Annotated in this window: 11 protein-coding genes; 6 read left to right on the top strand and 5 right to left on the bottom strand. The window is 67.7% G+C overall.

All coding sequences use genetic code 11. The annotated features are described in order from the left end of the window. Positions 1-162 precede the first annotated feature (162 nt). The 3 genes from ACFZDJ_RS40455 (at position 163) to ACFZDJ_RS40445 (ending at position 12,058) form a co-directional block, all read left to right on the top strand. Entirely contained in the window at positions 163-11,184 is an 11,022-nt protein-coding gene (locus tag ACFZDJ_RS40455; RefSeq protein WP_391066644.1) for a LamG-like jellyroll fold domain-containing protein, read from the top strand. Between the two features lie 17 nt (positions 11,185-11,201). Continuing rightward, complete coding sequence (locus ACFZDJ_RS40450) at positions 11,202-11,762, top strand: suppressor of fused domain protein (RefSeq protein WP_391066642.1); 561 nt, start codon at positions 11,202-11,204, stop codon at positions 11,760-11,762. A gap of 161 nt (positions 11,763-11,923) precedes the next feature. Then, on the top strand, positions 11,924-12,058 hold the full coding sequence (locus ACFZDJ_RS40445) for a hypothetical protein (protein ID WP_391066639.1): 135 nt from the start codon (positions 11,924-11,926) through the stop codon (positions 12,056-12,058). A 223-nt stretch (positions 12,059-12,281) separates the two neighbouring features. Here the strand turns inward: ACFZDJ_RS40445 and ACFZDJ_RS40440 are convergent, their stop codons facing one another. Next, complete coding sequence (locus ACFZDJ_RS40440) at positions 12,282-12,473, bottom strand: hypothetical protein (protein ID WP_391066636.1); 192 nt, start codon at positions 12,471-12,473, stop codon at positions 12,282-12,284. Positions 12,474-12,683: 210 nt separating this feature from the next. On the opposite strand from ACFZDJ_RS40440, the gene ACFZDJ_RS40435 reads away from it, so the two are divergent. Beyond that, complete coding sequence (locus tag ACFZDJ_RS40435) at positions 12,684-12,929, top strand: hypothetical protein (protein ID WP_391066633.1); 246 nt, start codon at positions 12,684-12,686, stop codon at positions 12,927-12,929. 123 nt (positions 12,930-13,052) lie between these two features. Then, the gene (locus ACFZDJ_RS40430; protein ID WP_391066631.1) at positions 13,053-13,304 is read left to right on the top strand and encodes a hypothetical protein; all 252 of its coding nucleotides are present in this window, start codon (positions 13,053-13,055) and stop codon (positions 13,302-13,304) included. A gap of 34 nt (positions 13,305-13,338) precedes the next feature. On the opposite strand, the gene ACFZDJ_RS40425 is transcribed toward ACFZDJ_RS40430, so the two are convergent. Together ACFZDJ_RS40425 and ACFZDJ_RS40420 are read right to left on the bottom strand one after the other, a co-directional pair. After that, the gene (locus ACFZDJ_RS40425; protein ID WP_391066628.1) at positions 13,339-13,611 is read right to left on the bottom strand and encodes an SUKH-4 family immunity protein; all 273 of its coding nucleotides are present in this window, start codon (positions 13,609-13,611) and stop codon (positions 13,339-13,341) included. Between the two features lie 182 nt (positions 13,612-13,793). After that, entirely contained in the window at positions 13,794-14,210 is a 417-nt protein-coding gene (locus ACFZDJ_RS40420; protein WP_391066625.1) for a GNAT family N-acetyltransferase, read from the bottom strand. Positions 14,211-14,385: 175 nt separating this feature from the next. Between ACFZDJ_RS40420 and ACFZDJ_RS40415 the strand changes: the two genes are divergently transcribed. Then, positions 14,386-14,895, top strand: a complete 510-nt coding sequence (locus ACFZDJ_RS40415) for a GNAT family N-acetyltransferase (protein WP_391066622.1) — start codon at positions 14,386-14,388, stop codon at positions 14,893-14,895. A 12-nt stretch (positions 14,896-14,907) separates the two neighbouring features. On the opposite strand, the gene ACFZDJ_RS40410 is transcribed toward ACFZDJ_RS40415, so the two are convergent. Next, the gene (locus ACFZDJ_RS40410; protein WP_391066619.1) at positions 14,908-15,138 is read right to left on the bottom strand and encodes a hypothetical protein; all 231 of its coding nucleotides are present in this window, start codon (positions 15,136-15,138) and stop codon (positions 14,908-14,910) included. Between the two features lie 179 nt (positions 15,139-15,317). Continuing rightward, entirely contained in the window at positions 15,318-15,761 is a 444-nt protein-coding gene (locus ACFZDJ_RS40405; RefSeq protein ID WP_390930132.1) for a hypothetical protein, read from the bottom strand. Positions 15,762-16,058 lie beyond the last annotated feature (297 nt).

Here is a 16,058-nt window from a genome sequence, read left to right as displayed (position 1 = left end):
CTCGTGCCTGTTCTCGGCATGTTCACAACAGTCAAGATCAGCGGGTTTTCTGTGCTTCGCCTGCACGTTTCCCCTGCCTGATCTCTTGTGACTGTTGGAGTCGAAGCCGTGCGCATTCGGCCTGCCCGCCGTTCCCGCCAGCCCCGCCGTCCCGTCAGCCGTATGCACCGCATCCGACGGCAGGTGGCCATGGTCGCCCTGACGGCGCTCGCACTGATGCTGACGACCCAGCAGGCGGTGGCCGACGGGCGTGAGTTGGGCCGGGTGTCCCTCTCGATGCCGAGCCTGTCCTCCGTGGCGGCCTGGTTCCAGGACCCGCACTGGGGCCGGACCCCGCACCAGAAGTCGGGCACCGCGGCCGGACACGCCCACCACGTCTCCGCGAAGACGACCGACGCCAAGCGCGGTGTGGGCAGGGCGCCGGGCAAGGGGAAGGGCGAACTCGCCGCCTACCAGCCGCACAAACCCGCCGTTCAGCAGGGCAAGAGCCGCGGCGGCGGCACCTACAACCCCAAGACCAGCAAGCGCAACGCGGCCAAGTCCTCGCGCACCGACACCGTCTACGACAACGCCGACGGCAGCATCACCCGCCGAATATCCCCGACGCCCGTCAACTATCAGGTCGGGAAGGGGAGATGGGCGCCCATCGACGTGGACGTGAGAGCCGGTCCCGACGGCCGCTGGCACGAGAAGGCCAACTCCGTCGACGTCGACTTCGGCGCCAAGGCCAGTGACTCCGGCCTCGTCTCCTTCGCCGCCGACAGCGCGCACTCCCTTTCCTACGGACTCAAGGGCGCGGCCTCCGTCAAGGGCACGGCGGACGGCTCGCGCGTCACGTACGAGAACGTCCTGACGGACACCGACCTCCAGGTCGCCCCCACCGCGACCGGCGTCAAGGACGCGGTCGTCCTGCGTTCCGCGGACGCCGGGAACAGCTGGACCTTCCCCCTGGACCTCAAGGGCCTCACGCCCGTCCAGACCAAGAGCGGGTCGATCGACCTGCGTGACTCCACCGGCAAGACCGTCGAGCGCATCCCCTCGTCGTACGCCTACGACTCGAAGGTGAACCCGCGCTCCGGGGACCCGGCCACCACCCACGACGTCACCACCGAGCTCGTCCACGACAAGGACGGCTACGCGCTGAAGGTGACCCTCGACGACAGCTGGCTGCACGATGCGCGCCGCGTCTTCCCGGTCACCGTCGACCCGCAGGTCACGGACGGCTGGACCACCACCTACGCCGAGTCCGGCGCCGCGGGCGACCACTCCTACGAGCAGACCGTCAAGGTCGGCTCCTACGACTCCGGCACCCACTCCGCGGCCAGCTACGTCAACCACTGGGACACCGCCTGGGACGGCAGCGGCGTCACCGTCTCCTCCGCGACCCTGCACCTCTTCGACACCTGGGCCGCCACCTGCACCGCCGAACGTTTCGACGTCGCGCTGGTGACGAAGGCCTGGACCCCGGAGGGCGTCACCAGCTACCCGGGGCCGACGTACGGCTCGTCGATCGGCAACGCGACGCCGAGCGTGCCCAACGCCTGCGCCAACACCGGCGCCGACCGCACCGTCGGCGACAACGTGACCGTCTCCCTGTCCACGTCCGCCATCCAGGGCTGGATGAACGGCACCACCGCCGACTACGGCCTCGCGCTCTACGCGTCGACGACCGACAACCTGCACTGGAAGCAGTTCGGCTCCTTCAACGACCCCGGGCTCGGCCCGTACATCGTGGTCACCTACACGGGCAACACGGCGCCGCAGCTGTACGAACAGTTCCCCGCCGACAACGCGGTCGTGGGCACCACCACCCCCGAGCTGACCGCCTGGGCGGGCGGCGCCAACTCCAGCGGCAGCGCGGGCCAGTACGTCTTCAAGGTCTACGACGCGACCAACACCCAGGTCGCCACGTCCGGTCTGATCTCCACCGGCGACTGGACGGTCCCGGCGGGCAAGCTGGCCTGGGGCAAGAACTACACGTGGACCGTTCAGGCGTACGACTCGACGACGGCTCTCTATTCCACGGCGGATCCGTACGCGCTCTCGGTCCAAGTGCCGCAACCCGTGATCACCTCGGGTCTGTCGCAGAACAGCAGTGACCACGGCTTCGACGCGTCGATCGGCAATTACACCACCTCCGACACCGACGCCTCGATCTCCACCGTCGGTCCCTCGCTGGACGTGGAGCGCGACTACAACTCCCGCGACCCGCGCTGGACCGGCGCGTTCGGGTCCGGCTGGTCGAGCATCTTCGACGCGCGGGCGACCGAGCAGTACACGGCGTCGGGCGCGGTCTCCAGTGTCAACGTCACCTACCCGGACGGTTCGCAGGTCGGATACGGCAAGAACAGCGACGGCACGTTCGCCCCGGGCAACGGGCGGTTCGCCACCTTCACCACGGTCACGGGCGGCGGCTACAAGCTGACCGACAAGGACGACACGGTCTACACGTTCACCCAGTCCCTGGGGTCGGGCGCGTACGGTCTGCTCTCCGTGACGGACGCCAACGGGCGGTCCATCACCTTCACCTGGACCAGCGGCCACATCACGAAGATGACGTCCGCGGTCTCCAGCCGTTCCCTCAACCTGACCTGGTTCACGCCGTCCGGAGCGTCGGCCGCGCACGTCCAGACCGTCGTCACCGACCCGGTCACCGCCGGCGACTCCTCCACCGCGCAGACCTGGACGTACGGCTACACCGGCGACCAGCTCACCAAGGTGTGCTCGCCGCTGTCGTCCACCAAGTGCACGACGTACGGCTACACGAGCGGCTCGCAGTACCAGAACGCCTCGCTCGACCTCGACCCGCACGCCATGTGGCCGCTGTCGGAGGCCTCGGGCGCGACGACGGCCAAGGACGCCGTCCTTGCCAACGAGGGCACTGACAACGCGACCTACGAGAACGTGACGACGGGCCAGAGCGGTGGCCCGCTCACGGGCTCCTCCTCCACCGTCGCCACCTTCAACGGCACCACCTCCGACGTCTCGCTGCCGAAGAACACCGGCAACGACACCGACTCCGGCGCGCTCTCGCTCTGGTTCAAGACCTCCGCGGGCCCCGGCGTCCTCTACTCCTACGCCTCCCAGCCCATCGGCTCCGGACAGGCCGCGGGCTTCTACACCCCCTCGATCTACGTCGGCACCGACGGCAAGCTGAACGCCGAGTTCTGGTACAGCGGCGGCATCAACCCGATCGTCACGACCGCGTCGGTCGCCGACGGCAGGTGGCACCACGTGGTGCTGTCGGCCGCGGGCAACTCGCAGACGCTGTACGTCGACAACGCGAAGATCGGCTCACGCACCGGCACCGTCTCCATCCAGAGCGCGGTCGCCTTCGGCAAGAACCAGTCCTTCAACTACCTCGGCACCGGCTTCCTCGGCGGCAACTGGCCCGACGAGCCGCACCAGAGCTCCAGCGAGAAGACCGGCTACGCCACCTACTTCAACGGCTCGGTCGCGGACGCCGCCTGGTACGGCCGCCCGCTGGTCGCCGCCGACGTCAACGCCCTCTACCAGTACGGCACCCACGCGGCGAGCCTGCTGACCTCCATCACCCGGCCGTCCGGCAAGACGTACGCGGCCATGCAGTACGACCCGGGCACCACCACCCTCACCCAGCTCACCGACGAGAACGGCGGCGTCTGGAAGCTCGGGACCCCCACGGTCACCGGCTCCAGCCAGACCTACCGGGGCGCGGTCCTCGGCGGAGCGCCCGCGGGCTACTTCCGTCTCGGTGAGGCGGCCGGCGCGACCACCGCCGTCGACGAGGTGCGCGGCGGCAACGGCACGTACAACGCGGTGACGCTCGGCGCGACGGGACCGTTCAGCGACCAGAAGGCCGCGACGTTCGACGGCAGCACCTCGTCCATGGCGCTGCCCAGCGGCATCCTGCCCGGCGCGGGCGCCGAGTCGGTCAGCATGTGGTTCAAGACCTCCACGGCGAACGGCGTGCTGCTCGGCGCGTCCAAGGACCCGCTGAGCTCAGGCACCACCACCGGCAACTACACGCCCGTCCTCTACGTCGGCAGCAGCGGAAGGCTGTACGGCGAGTTCTACTTCTCCGGCGGATCCACCAAACCCATCGGCTCCGCCGCCGCGGTGACCGACGGCAAGTGGCACCACGTCGTGCTGTCGACGGCGTCCGACAGCCAGGCGCTGTACCTCGACGACGCGCTGGTGGCCTCGCAGACCGGCACGGCCGCGATGAGCGTCCAGACCAACCAGTACGTCGGCGCGGGCTTCATCGGCGGCAACTGGCCCGACGAGTCGCACACCAGCACCACCAGCAACACCGGTTACGCCACCTACTTCAAGGGCTCCATCGCCGAGGTCGCCGTCCACCGCTCCCAGCTGGTCGCGGCGGACGTGGCCCAGCAGTGGGAGGCCGCGAAGAACTCCACCGGTCTGCTGCCGGTCGAGACGGTCAAGGTGACCTCCCCGGCGAACGCCACGCTCACCTACACCTACGACGTCGACAACGGCAACCGGGCGCTGACCGAGACCGACGGCCTCGGCAACAAGACGAGCTTCGGCTACGACTCCGCCGGTTTCGAGCACACGGTCACCGACCCCAACGGGTCGATGAACATCACCGGCCACGACGTACGCGGCAACATCGTCTCCTCGACCGCCTGCCAGGACGAGTCCGCGAACAAGTGCTCGTCCGAGTACTACACGTACTACCCGGACGACACCACGGCCCAGCTCACGACCACCGACCCGCGCAACGACCAGCTGCTGACCGAGCGCGACGGCCGCTCCGCGTCGGCGACCGACAACACCTACCTGACCACGTACGCGTACGACGCGCAGGGCAACCAGACCGGTATCACCGGCCCGGCCGTCCCCGGATTCCCCAAGGGCCGCACCACGACGACCGTCTTCAGCGACGGCACCGGCACCTACCCGTCCGCCGACGGCGGAGTGGTGCCCAAGGGCCTGCCGGTGAAGACGATCAGCCCCGGCGGCGCGGTCAACCAGGTGGCGTACTTCAAGAACGGCGATGTCGCCTCGACCACCGACGCCATCGGCCTGGCGACGACATACACCTACGACGGCCTCGGCCAGGTCCTCAGCCAGAAGGTCGTCTCGGACACCTACCCGAACGGCCTGACCACCTCGTACAAGTACGACCTGAACGGCCAGGTCACCGAGGAGCACGACCCGCAGCTCACCGACCGCGTCACCGGCGCCACCCACGCCGCCGTCTCCTCGACCGTCTACGACGAGGACGGCAACGTCACCTCGCAGACCGTCGCCGACGCGAGCGGCGGCGACACCGCGCGCACCGAGACGCAGACCTACGACGCCTACGACCACCTGCTGACCGAGTCGGACGCCAACGCGGTCGCGGGTGCGAGCAACGGCAACACGACCACGTACACCTACGACAACCAGGGCAACAAGACCAAGGAAGTCACCTCGGCGGGCAACGAGACCCGCTACACGTACGACGACAACGGCAACCTGCTCACGCAGGCGCTGATGTACACCGGTGACCCGGTCAACCCGGGGACCGCGACCCTGCTCACCGAGTCCTCGCGCGCCTACGACCCGGCCGGCCGCCTCCAGTCGGTGACCGACGCGATGGGCAACACCACCTCGTACACCTACCTGGACGACGGTCTGACCGCCTCGGTGAAGCGGACCAGCGCCGACGGCACGAAGAGCTACGTCCTGGAGTCGGACACCTACGACGCCGCCGGGAACCTGCTCACCTCGACCTCCGACAACGGCGAGACCGTCACCAACTACAAGGTCGACGCGGCCTCCCGCACCACCTCCACCACGGTCGACCCGACCGGCGTGGACCGCGTCTCCACGGTCTCGTACACCCCGGACGACCAGGTCGCGAGCGAGAACGACCACGACGCCACGGGCTACGACCGCACCACCACCAGCACGTACGACGCCATGGGCAACGTGCTCAGCGAGACGCTGTACGGGGACGCCTCCGGGCACCCGGCCGGCTGGTGGAAGCTCAACCAGGACTCCGGCACCAACATCACCGACTCCTCCGGCACCGGCAACACCGCCACCGCCGGATCGGGCGTGACCTGGTCGGACAGCGCGGCGAAGTTCGCGGGCACCACCACCGGCACCGGCAACCTCATCGACACCACCGGCCCGGTCCTGGACACCACCGCCTCCTACACGGTGTCCGCCTGGGTCAACCTCAGCGACACCTCCACCTACCGCACCTTCGTCGCGCAGGGCGGCACCAACCGGGCCTCCTTCTACCTGCAGTACTCCAAGGCCGACAACGCGTACCGCTTCCACGCGGCCAACGCCGACGTGGCCTCCCCGACCGCGTTCTACGACGCCACCGCCACCGCGGCACCCACGCTGAACACCTGGACGCACCTGGTCGGCGTCTTCGACTCGACGACCGGCTCCATGAAGCTGTACGTCAACGGCGCCCAGGCGGGCGCGGGCACCAACACCGCGCCCTGGACGGGCACCGGACCGCTGTCCATCGGCGGCACCGAGAAGGCGGACGGCACGACGAGCGACGTCGTCGCCGGTTCGGTCGGTGACGTGCAGGTCTACCAGCGGGCCCTGTCCGCGATCGACGTCACCTCTCTCTACGGCAAGGGCCGCACGGGCGGCACGGTCGGCTCCTCCACCGAGCAGACCACCAAGTACGCCTACGACAAGCGGGGCCTGCCGACGTCCACGACGGACGCCGAGCAGAACACCACGACGTATGCCTACGACGAGGCCGGCAACCTCGCGGTCACCACCGCGCCCGCCGTCCAGTCCGAGCCCGACGGCACCACGGCGGCGGCCGTCCACCCCGTCACCACCAGCGGCTTCAACACCTTCGGCGAGGGCGTCGAGGAGGAGGACCCGAACGGCCTGGTGACGACCACGGCGTACGACGCCAACGGCAACAAGGTCTCCGAGGCGCTCCCCTCGTACACCCCGGCGGGCGCTTCCTCGCCCAACGCGGGCACCACGGTCTGGAAGTACGACAGCGAGGGCAACCAGACCGACGAGATCAGCCCGAGCGGCAAGACCACCTCGTACCTCTACGACCAGATGGGCAACCTCGCCCAGATCACGGCGCCCGACGGCACCAAGACGCACGCGCTGTACGACACCGACGGCGAGCAGCTGTCGGCGACGGACGCCGCGGGCGCGCAGACCCAGGCGACCTACGACTTCATGGGCCGCCAGCTGACCTCGACGACGATGGAGCGCTACCCGTCGACGAGGACGCTGACGACGACGAACTCGTACGCGGTCACGACCGGCAACCCGTACGGCGCCCACACCGCGTCGACGACCTCGCCGGGCGGTGTCACGAACACCTACGCCTACAACCGGGCCGGTGACATCACCTCGGTGACGGACGGCGCGGGCAACACGACCCGCTACGGCTACGACTTCGAGGGCAACACGACGAAGACGACGCTGGCGGACGGCACCTGGACCGAGACGGACTACAACGCCTCGGACGACCCGACGGCGACGCGGGAGTACGACGCGAGCGGCACCAAGCTGTCGGAGACCTCGCAGCAGTACGACGGTGTGGGCAACATGGTCGCGTCCACGGACGCCAACCAGCACACCACGCGCTGGACGTACGACGCGTCGGGCGCGATCACGCAGCAGGTCGAGCCGGTGGACGCTTCGACGTCGATCACCACGACCTTCGGCTACGACGCGTCGGGCAACCGCACGCGCTTCACCGACGGCCGCGGCAACTCCTGGCGCTACACGTACACGCCGTGGGGCCAGCAGGAGAAGGTGGTCGAGCCGACGACCGACAAGTACACCTCGGCCGCCGACTCGACGACGACCTTCGCCTACGACGCGGACGGTCAGCTGACGACGGCCACTCTTCCGGGTGGCGTCACGACCTCGATGACGTACGACGTCAACGGCCAGCTGAAGACGATGTCCGGCGCGGGCGCCGACGCGGCGACGGCGAAACGCAGCTTCAACTACGACGCGGACGGCCGGGTCCTGTCGGCGGACACCGACGAGGCCGGCATCGCGGGCGCGGTGGACCACCAGGCCGCCACGCACGACGCGTTCACCTACGACGACAGGGGTGACGTCCTCTCGGCCTCGGGCTCGGCGGGCTCCTCCAACTTCACGTACAACGACGACGCGTCGATGCTGACGCGGACGGACGCCGCGGGCACGACGTCGTACGGCTACGACACGGCGGGCCGTCTGTCGTCCCTGAACGACGCGGCGACGGGCACCCAACTGACGTACACATACGGTCAGTTGAACGAGGTCAAGTCGGTCAAGTACGGCTCGACGGGCCAGACCCGTACGTTCGGCTACAACAGCTCGCACGAGCTGACGAGCGACGTCCTGGTGCAGGGCGCGTCGACGCCGGCGAGCTTCTCGTACGGCTACGACAACAACGGCAACCTGACGTCGAAGGCGACGACGGGAGTCTCGGGCGCGTCGTCGAACACATACACGTACGACTGGTCGGACCGTCTGACGTCGTGGAACAACGGTGCGACGACGAAGAGTTACGCGTACGACGCCTCGGGCAACCGCATCCGCAACGGCTCCGACGTCTACACCTACGACGCCCGTGACGAGCTGACCTCCGACGGCACGCACACCTACGACTACTCCGCGCGCGGCACGATGACGCAGGAGTCGCAGACGTCGGGTTCGGTGGCGTACAAGACGGACGCCTTCGGCAGCCAGATCACGGCCGGCACGCAGTCGTACACGCTGGACGCCCTGGGCCGGAACATCACCGACACGGACACGACGGACCAGAGCACGCGCACGTTCGCCTTCTCGGGCGCGGACAACACGATCGCGTCGGACGGCGACAGCACGTACACGTACGACCCGGCGGGCGGCGTGATCGGCGTCAAGCCGTCGGGCGGCAGCGGGGTGCTGGCCCTGACGGACCTGCACAGCGACGTGGTGGGCACGTTCACCGCAGGCGCGACCTCGCTGACGGGTTCGGCGTCGTACGACCCGCTGGGCAAGGTGGTCTCACCGACTGACACGGTGACGGGTCACCTGGGCTTCCAGTCCGGCTGGACGGAACCAGGAACCGGCGACGTCGGCACGGCCTCACGCTGGTACAGCCCGGACACGGGCCAGTTCCTCAACAAGGACAGCATCTCGCTCAACGCGGTGCCGAACTCGGTGGCGGCGAACCCCTTCGCCTACGTCGACGACAACCCGATGGCGGGCACGGACGAGTCGGGCAACTGCTCCTGGTACGACGTGGTGTGCGGGGCGAAGAAGGTCGCGCACAAGGTCAAGCACGCGGTGTCGCACGTGGCGCACAAGGTGTACCACGCGGTGAAGCACGCGGCGAGGAAGATCGTTCACGCGGTCAAGCACGCGGCCCGCAAGATCGTGCACCACGTGCGGGACGTGTACCACGCGACGGTGCGGGTGGTGCGGCGCGTGTACCACTACGCGGCACGGCACGTCAGACGCGTCTATCACGCGGCCGTCCATGCGGTGCATACGGCGTATCACAAGGCCTCACGTGTGGTGCATCGCGTGGTGCACGCGGTGAAGAGGGCGGCGCACAAGATCGCGAGCCACGTGAAGAAGGCCGCCAAGGCGGTCGCCCATGTGGCGCGGACCGCGTACCACGCGACGGTCAAGGCGGCGAAGGCGACGGCGACGTACGTCAAGCACCACGCGGCTGCGATCACTTCCTTCGTGGTGTCGACGGCGGTGTTCGCGGGGTGCGAGGCGTTCACGGCCGGCCTGGGCACGATCGGGTGTGCCGCTGCCGCGGGCGCGGCGGGCTCCCTGGTCGAGCAGGGCTTCAAGTGCGCCGAGAACGGTGGCGGCGACTGCAGCGCGGGAGCGTTCGGCGAGTCCGCACTCGAGGGCGCGGTCTCCGGCGCGCTCGGCGGTGCGCTCGGCAGCCTCGGCGGCAAGATCCTGGCGAAGGTGGCGCCCAAGGCGATGAAGGTCGTGGGCGGGCTGTTCGGGAAGGGGGCGACCGAGGCCGGGGATTCCGCGGCGGCTGATGCCACGGACGAGGCGGCTTCGGCGGCGGAGTCGGAGGGGGCGGGGACCAACAGTCAGTCGGAGTCGGGCGGGAGTTGCAAGATCCCGGGGGCGAAGGCGCCAACGCACAGTTTCACGGGTTCGACCCGGGTGCTGATGGCCGATGGTTCGGCGAAGGCGATCGACCAGGTGCGGGTGGGCGACACGATCGCCAATTCGGTGCCGGGGGTTGCGGGGACAGAGGCGCACAAGGTCACCGCGGTGATCGTGACGCACACGGACCACGACTTCGTCGACCTCACGATCAAGAAGACGACCGAGTCGGCGGCGAAGCAGACAGCGAAGGGCGGGGCGAAGTCCCTGAGCCGGAAGGTGGCGCGCAAGGCGGCGTTCGGCCTGGCGGCCTCGGCGGCGGTGCTCGGCGCGCTGGCGGCGAGTCACGGACACGGTCAGGAGCCGGCGACGGCCCCGGTGGCGGCGGTCAGCAACACAGCGTCCCCGCAGGACACCAGGGTTGCTGGGACGACCGATGAGGCACGGACAGGCGACGACGCCAAGGGTGCGCATCTCACGACGACGTTCCACCACCCGTTCTACGACGAGACTCAGTCGGCCTTCGTCGATGCCAAGGACCTCCACACAGGAGATGTCCTCCAGACCCCGACCGGCGCTGCCGGCGTCACCGGCGTCCGCCTGTATCACGCGAACACCACCACGTACGACCTCACCATCGGCAGTCTCCACACGTATTACGTACAAGCCGGGGACGTGTCTGTCCTGGTCCATAACTGTGGCGAGGGCGAAGACGCCGCGCGCTTCGAAGTCGATTCAGGCGGTGTGGCCACAGACAGGCAAGGGCCCGAGATGCCCGAGGAGCGGTACAACCGTCAGATTCACTACGGTGGTTCGCAAACCAATGGGCCGGCGGGACAGGCGGCTCGTGCAGCGGGAGAGGACGAGCGTTGCATCAGTTGCGGTGAGGTGCAGATCAGCGGGACGCGTACGCAGCCGGTACCTGAGCACGATCCGGAACTTGCCGTCCACTACTATTTCAAGGGTGGATGGGAAATGACGGATGAAGAGCGTCGCGCTTATGCTCAGCAAGGCATCAACGGGACGCAATGTCTCACATGTCAACGCAGGCAAGGTGCGGTCCTCGCAAGGTATACGCGTTACTTGGCCAGAGCGTTCGGTATGAGAAGGCCGGGGCGAGGGTGACGACTCAAGGTGGCGGAATGCAGGAACGTGAGATCGATGGGCACCTTCGCGGAATGTGGCCCGACCGACAGCACGAGGATTTTCAATGGATGGCAGGGCCTGTCCAGGACAGCCTTCCAGGGTTCCATGTTCGCCGTATCGCCCCGCTTCGTCCCCGAGAGAGCTGGGTCTATGTGTCAATCGGCGCCTATAAAGTGGGTGCACCGCGACGCGAATTTTTGATCCTCTCTCCAGTGGAGTCGGTGCGTCACGTGGAGAGTTTGGCCATGGTCTCGCATTTCCACTCACTGCCTGGTCACCGAGTGGAACTCGGCTCCACTATGAACCTTGGTCGCCCTTGGCTCGAAGGTTCCGAGGCTGATCGTTTCTTGGCGTCCCCTCCTTATTCTCTGGAGCGTGAATTCTGGCGGACAGGGAGCCCTGATGATGGTGTGGAATTCACGTGGCTGGTTCCCATCTATGCCGAAGAGTCCGAATATGCCAAGCGTCGTGGTCTTGAGGCGTTGGAAGAGAGGTTGGAGAAGAATGGTGTCAACCTCGTGGATCCGCGTAGAACCTCAGTCGTCGGTCGATGGTGACCTCGCTATCAGAGGTGGTCTACCAGACTGAGAGTTGACTGAAGGCGCAATGAGATGCGTGATGTACGGATTTGTTGACGGGGGCGGGGGATGCTGAGGGGTGCTGCAGCGGTTTTCAAGGAAGAGTCTGTGTCGATCGGGACCACCAGCTGCGGGGTGGGGTGAAGCTCGGCTCGGAGCGCGTTCCGTCGTGGACGGAGCTTGAGGCCGATGACGACCTGCATGTCGAAGAGACCTCTGCGGAATTCTTCGAGCGACGCTGGAAGGAAGGGCTCACCGGCTTCATCGGGCACTGATCGCGCCTTCCCGGCGCTGCCTCCGGCACGTTCGAGTTGGTAACGAGGGGAAGGGCCAGTAGGAGGCGGTCGGCCGTGTCAGGCGCTGATCGAACAGGATCAGCGGGATGCGGCCTCTGAGCGCCCGTCCCGAGGTCGACACTTGGTACGAGGCACGGCGTCTCTCCGACCCGCCGACCGATGCCGGTCGACTGGACGAGGCCATCGCGGTCCTCCAGCCGACCTACGGCGCCGGGAAGCGGACCTCCCGCGCTCGACCCGCGCTGGGCACGTCCAGGTCGAGGGTCACCAATTCGGTGTCACCACGCTGCACGAGCAGCCTGCGGCCGGGCCAGTGCGGCACCCGGGGAGCCTCCGCCGACGCCGGGTCCCGGGGAGCGGCGAGGGTGGCGACGAGTCGAGCGGCGACGGTCACGGAATCCTCCAGGCACGAATGACGCACGATGTGAGAGCGCGACGTACCCACGATACGGAGGAACGCAGACGTAGCCCGATGGACCCGGTGCCCGGGATACGACGACCTCGTGGCGTAGGACAGCCGCCCGGTTCTTCAGGACCTGTAAGTTGGCGCTGCCTTCAGCAGGCCGTCGCCGAACTTTGTGCCGCACCGCTGTTCGAGTCTGAGGTGGACCCCGAATTCGCCGAGCTCTTTCAGCTGGAAACCATCGGCGGCCGGCTCCTGCTCGGTGAAGCCCTGGGCGAGATGAGCGAGGTCCAGACCGACAGAGTCATTTCCCTTGCCCGGGAGCTGGCCAACTCTGCGGGTGGCGAGCTGTTCACTTCCGCGGCAGGCCGTGAACTGCTGATCAACTGTGACGACTACAGCAACGAGATGCTGTCGGCCCTGAGGCCGTTGGTGAAGGACGACTGAAGGTCGTCTGTTCCTTCCCGGCTCGCTCGCCGGTTCCGTCTACGAGGTCGGTGGCGTGGGCCGGGCCGTCGTTGCCGCGCATCTGTGGACGTTCCTGGACCGGCTCTTCTGGAAGGCGACTGAATGGCCGATGTCGTGACCGTCGAGGTGTGGAACCCCTCGTACCAGCACTCGAAGATCGATCTGTCAGCCCTCCCGGAGGTGTACAGGTCGATTCCGGAGAGTGCGTCCATCGGCCTGACCTTGGCCGACACGGAGGACGACTGTGTCATCGCGACCGTGGAGCCGGAGTTCTCCATGGGGCGAACAGTGAGCATCGCCGTGTCCGTCGTCGTCCGTCTGGTGGCCGGACTGATTGCGGCAGTAGACGGATGACGGGGGATGGTCGAGGGAGTGAGCGTGGGTATGCCTACCAGAGCCACCGGTCGAGGAACTCCGCCCAGATGCAGCCACGGTATCCGTCGAAGGCGGGCGGGTCGATTTCCTTCATCTCGGCTGCCAGCCTGCCGAGTTCGGCCAGCACCTCCTCCTCCCGTTCGGCGGGGTCGTTGAGGACCTCGGATCGGCTCAGGTGCCGGCCGTAGCGGTGGAGGCATTGGAGCCACAGGTCGATGAAGGAGTTGGCGAACCAGGCTTCGCCGTCGGGCAGGACGTAGTGGATGGTGCCGGTGACGGGCTCCACGCCGAACGCCCAGAGCAGGTCCGGGACCAGGTCCCCCTGATGGTTCTTGGTCAGTCGGTACAGCCGCCTGCCGTCACGCGTGAGGAGTACAGGTTCCGCTTCCGGCTGGAAGGTCTCGGTGCCAGCGATGGGCCGCCGCGCCGAACGACCATCCCCGCCCGGCAGGCACCCGACGCAGACGGCTACAGAGTCGCTTCCAGGGTCACCGACTGGGACGCGAAGCCGTTGCGCTCGTAGAAACGGATGGCCTCGGCGTTGGCCGCATGGGCCGTCACCTGTGCCGATCCGGCTCCCGATTCCTTTGCCCAGGCCCGGAATGCGTCCACCATGCGTCCGCCGATCCGGTCGCGCCGGTATGCGGGCCGCACATACATGCTCACTAACGTCGCGACCTTCACCGGTTTCATCGCGGAGGGCTCCACCAGCGTGCCCGTGAGACAGCCGACCACTTCGCCGTCGCCGCGATCGGCGACAAGGAGCAGTCGGTTCGGGTCCGCCAGGCCGGATGCGAAACGCTGGGTCCGTGCTCGCGTGGCCAGTTGATGTCGACGCTCGGATCCCGGGTACCGGCGTCCTCGGTGAACAGCGCGCTGCTGCACGCGACAAGCCCCTGATGTCGTCTTGTTCGGCCCTGCGGACGATCACCTCATGCCGTTCATCACTCATGGGTTGTGACACTGACGGCGGGTACTGACATGACTGACTGCATCCATGGGTGGGGGGAGGGGCCGTGGGGAAAGGGTCTCGACCGGTTCCCTCGGCGACAATGCGTCAATGCGCCGCATCCGAGCAGTCCACATCGACGAACTGCCCCTACTCCAGGACATCGAGCGCGCCGCCGGGCGGTGTTTCGCCGACATCGGCATGCCGGAGATCGCCGACGACGAACCCCTCCCGCTCACCGACCTCGCCCACTATCAGCGGGTCGGCCTGGCCTGGGTCGCGGTTGACGAGGCCGACAGACCGGTGGCGTACCTCATCGCGGAACACGTCGACGACAACCTGCACATCGAGCAGGTGTCGGTGCACCCGGACAGCGCGCGGCGCGGCATCGGGCGTTCGCTGCTGGACCATGTCGGCCACCGGGCCGGGGCAGACGGGATACCCGCTCTGACCCTCACCACCTTCGCCGACGTCCCCTGGAACGCGCCCTACTACGTGCGCTGCGGCTTCACGTTCCTGGATGACAGTGCGCTTGGTCCCGGGCTCCAGGACATCCGCCGACGCGAGGCCGCCCACGGTCTGGAGCGCTGGCCGCGGGTCTGCATGCGTCGGCATTTGTGACCTCCGGGTTCGTTACGCCTCCGCGGCGAACAGTTCTTCCGCGTTGGTGACTGTGAGGGCCCGGTCGAACCAGGTGCCCAGCAGCTCCAGGTCGGTGCAGCCGGTGATGCGCTCTCGGGCGGCCTCGGGGATGTCGATGGCGCGGAGATCGAGGATGCGGAGGATGTCCTCGGCGCGGCCCTTGATCCGGGTTTCCTCGATGAGGGTGCCGCTGCCAGGGAAGCGGCTGGGGCGCAGGGTCATCAGGTGCCTCCAGAATGCGCGGCTCTGGGTGTCGCCCAGGCCGACCTCGGTGTATTCCGCCCAGTCCTGCGCGGTCTCGCCTCCGATGGTGGCGAGCGCCGTCGCCTCCGGTATCGGAATGAGGTCGGTTCAGTCCCCCGGGTGAGGACACCTCAGGTCCACGCGATACGTGGTCGAGGTCAGCGCGTCACCGGCAAAGCCGTCGCGAACCGGTGCCCGTCGGCGCGGGTCTGGACCGGGAAGTCGACCTTGAGGGCGCCCTGCTGGCCCTCGACGGTCAGGTGGGTCACCACCTTGAGGCCGAGGAAGGTCTTCCTGGGCGCGCTCGCGGTGACGTACGGACGCGGGAGGTTCATCAGCAACTTGCCCGGCTTGCCACCCCGGTTGCCGTCGAAGAACAGGATCCGCTGGTTCGTCAGGACGAGGTACATCGGGCGCGGGGTGACCGTCGCCATCACCGTTCCCGCGCTGAGTACGCCGACCACCGCCGCGGTGAGGGCCTGCTTGCGCACCGAGACCGTTCCGATGCCGGCCAGGCTCGTGAGTTCGACCTGCTCGCCCTGGAGCAGCAAGGGGGCCGAGATCTCCAGCAGTTGTCTGGCGCGACGGGCGTTGAGTGCCACGGGTGGGGCTCCTGGTGACGGTGGGGTGAGAGTGACAGTGACGGAGAGGTGGCAGTGGCTGGGAGGTGACGGTGGCTGGGAGGTGGCAGTGGCGGGGAGGTGACGGTGACAGCGGTCGCATGGATTGTTCCAAGCCAGGGGCAAGGCGAGAGGTCACCTCCCACAAGGCGAACTCAAGTTCGAGTCATGACCCGGTCAAGATCAGTCATCGAAGGGTCAAGGTGACGCCCGTATGGCCTGTTTGGGCATTGTGTTCCCACAGCCTCCCCACACCTGACCGAAAACCGTCTCCAACCC

The sequence above is a fragment of the Streptomyces sp. NPDC007896 genome (assembly GCF_042959425.1).
In the GTDB taxonomy this organism is placed as follows: domain Bacteria; phylum Actinomycetota; class Actinomycetes; order Streptomycetales; family Streptomycetaceae; genus Streptomyces.
The sequence above is the reverse complement of the archived record's forward strand: the minus strand, read 5'-3'. Positions and strand labels throughout refer to the sequence as shown.

Bases quoted from the DNA above. Each gene is read 5' to 3' on its own strand.
- ACFZDJ_RS40450 (WP_391066642.1), top strand. From the start codon at position 11,202: ATGCAGGAACGTGAGATCGATGGGCACCTTCGCGGAATGTGGCCCGAC.
- ACFZDJ_RS40455 (WP_391066644.1), top strand. From the start codon at position 163: ATGCACCGCATCCGACGGCAGGTGGCCATGGTCGCCCTGACGGCGCTC.
- ACFZDJ_RS40415 (WP_391066622.1), top strand. From the start codon at position 14,386: ATGCGCCGCATCCGAGCAGTCCACATCGACGAACTGCCCCTACTCCAG.
- ACFZDJ_RS40430 (WP_391066631.1), top strand. From the start codon at position 13,053: ATGGCCGATGTCGTGACCGTCGAGGTGTGGAACCCCTCGTACCAGCAC.
- ACFZDJ_RS40410 (WP_391066619.1), bottom strand. From the start codon at position 15,138: ATGACCCTGCGCCCCAGCCGCTTCCCTGGCAGCGGCACCCTCATCGAG.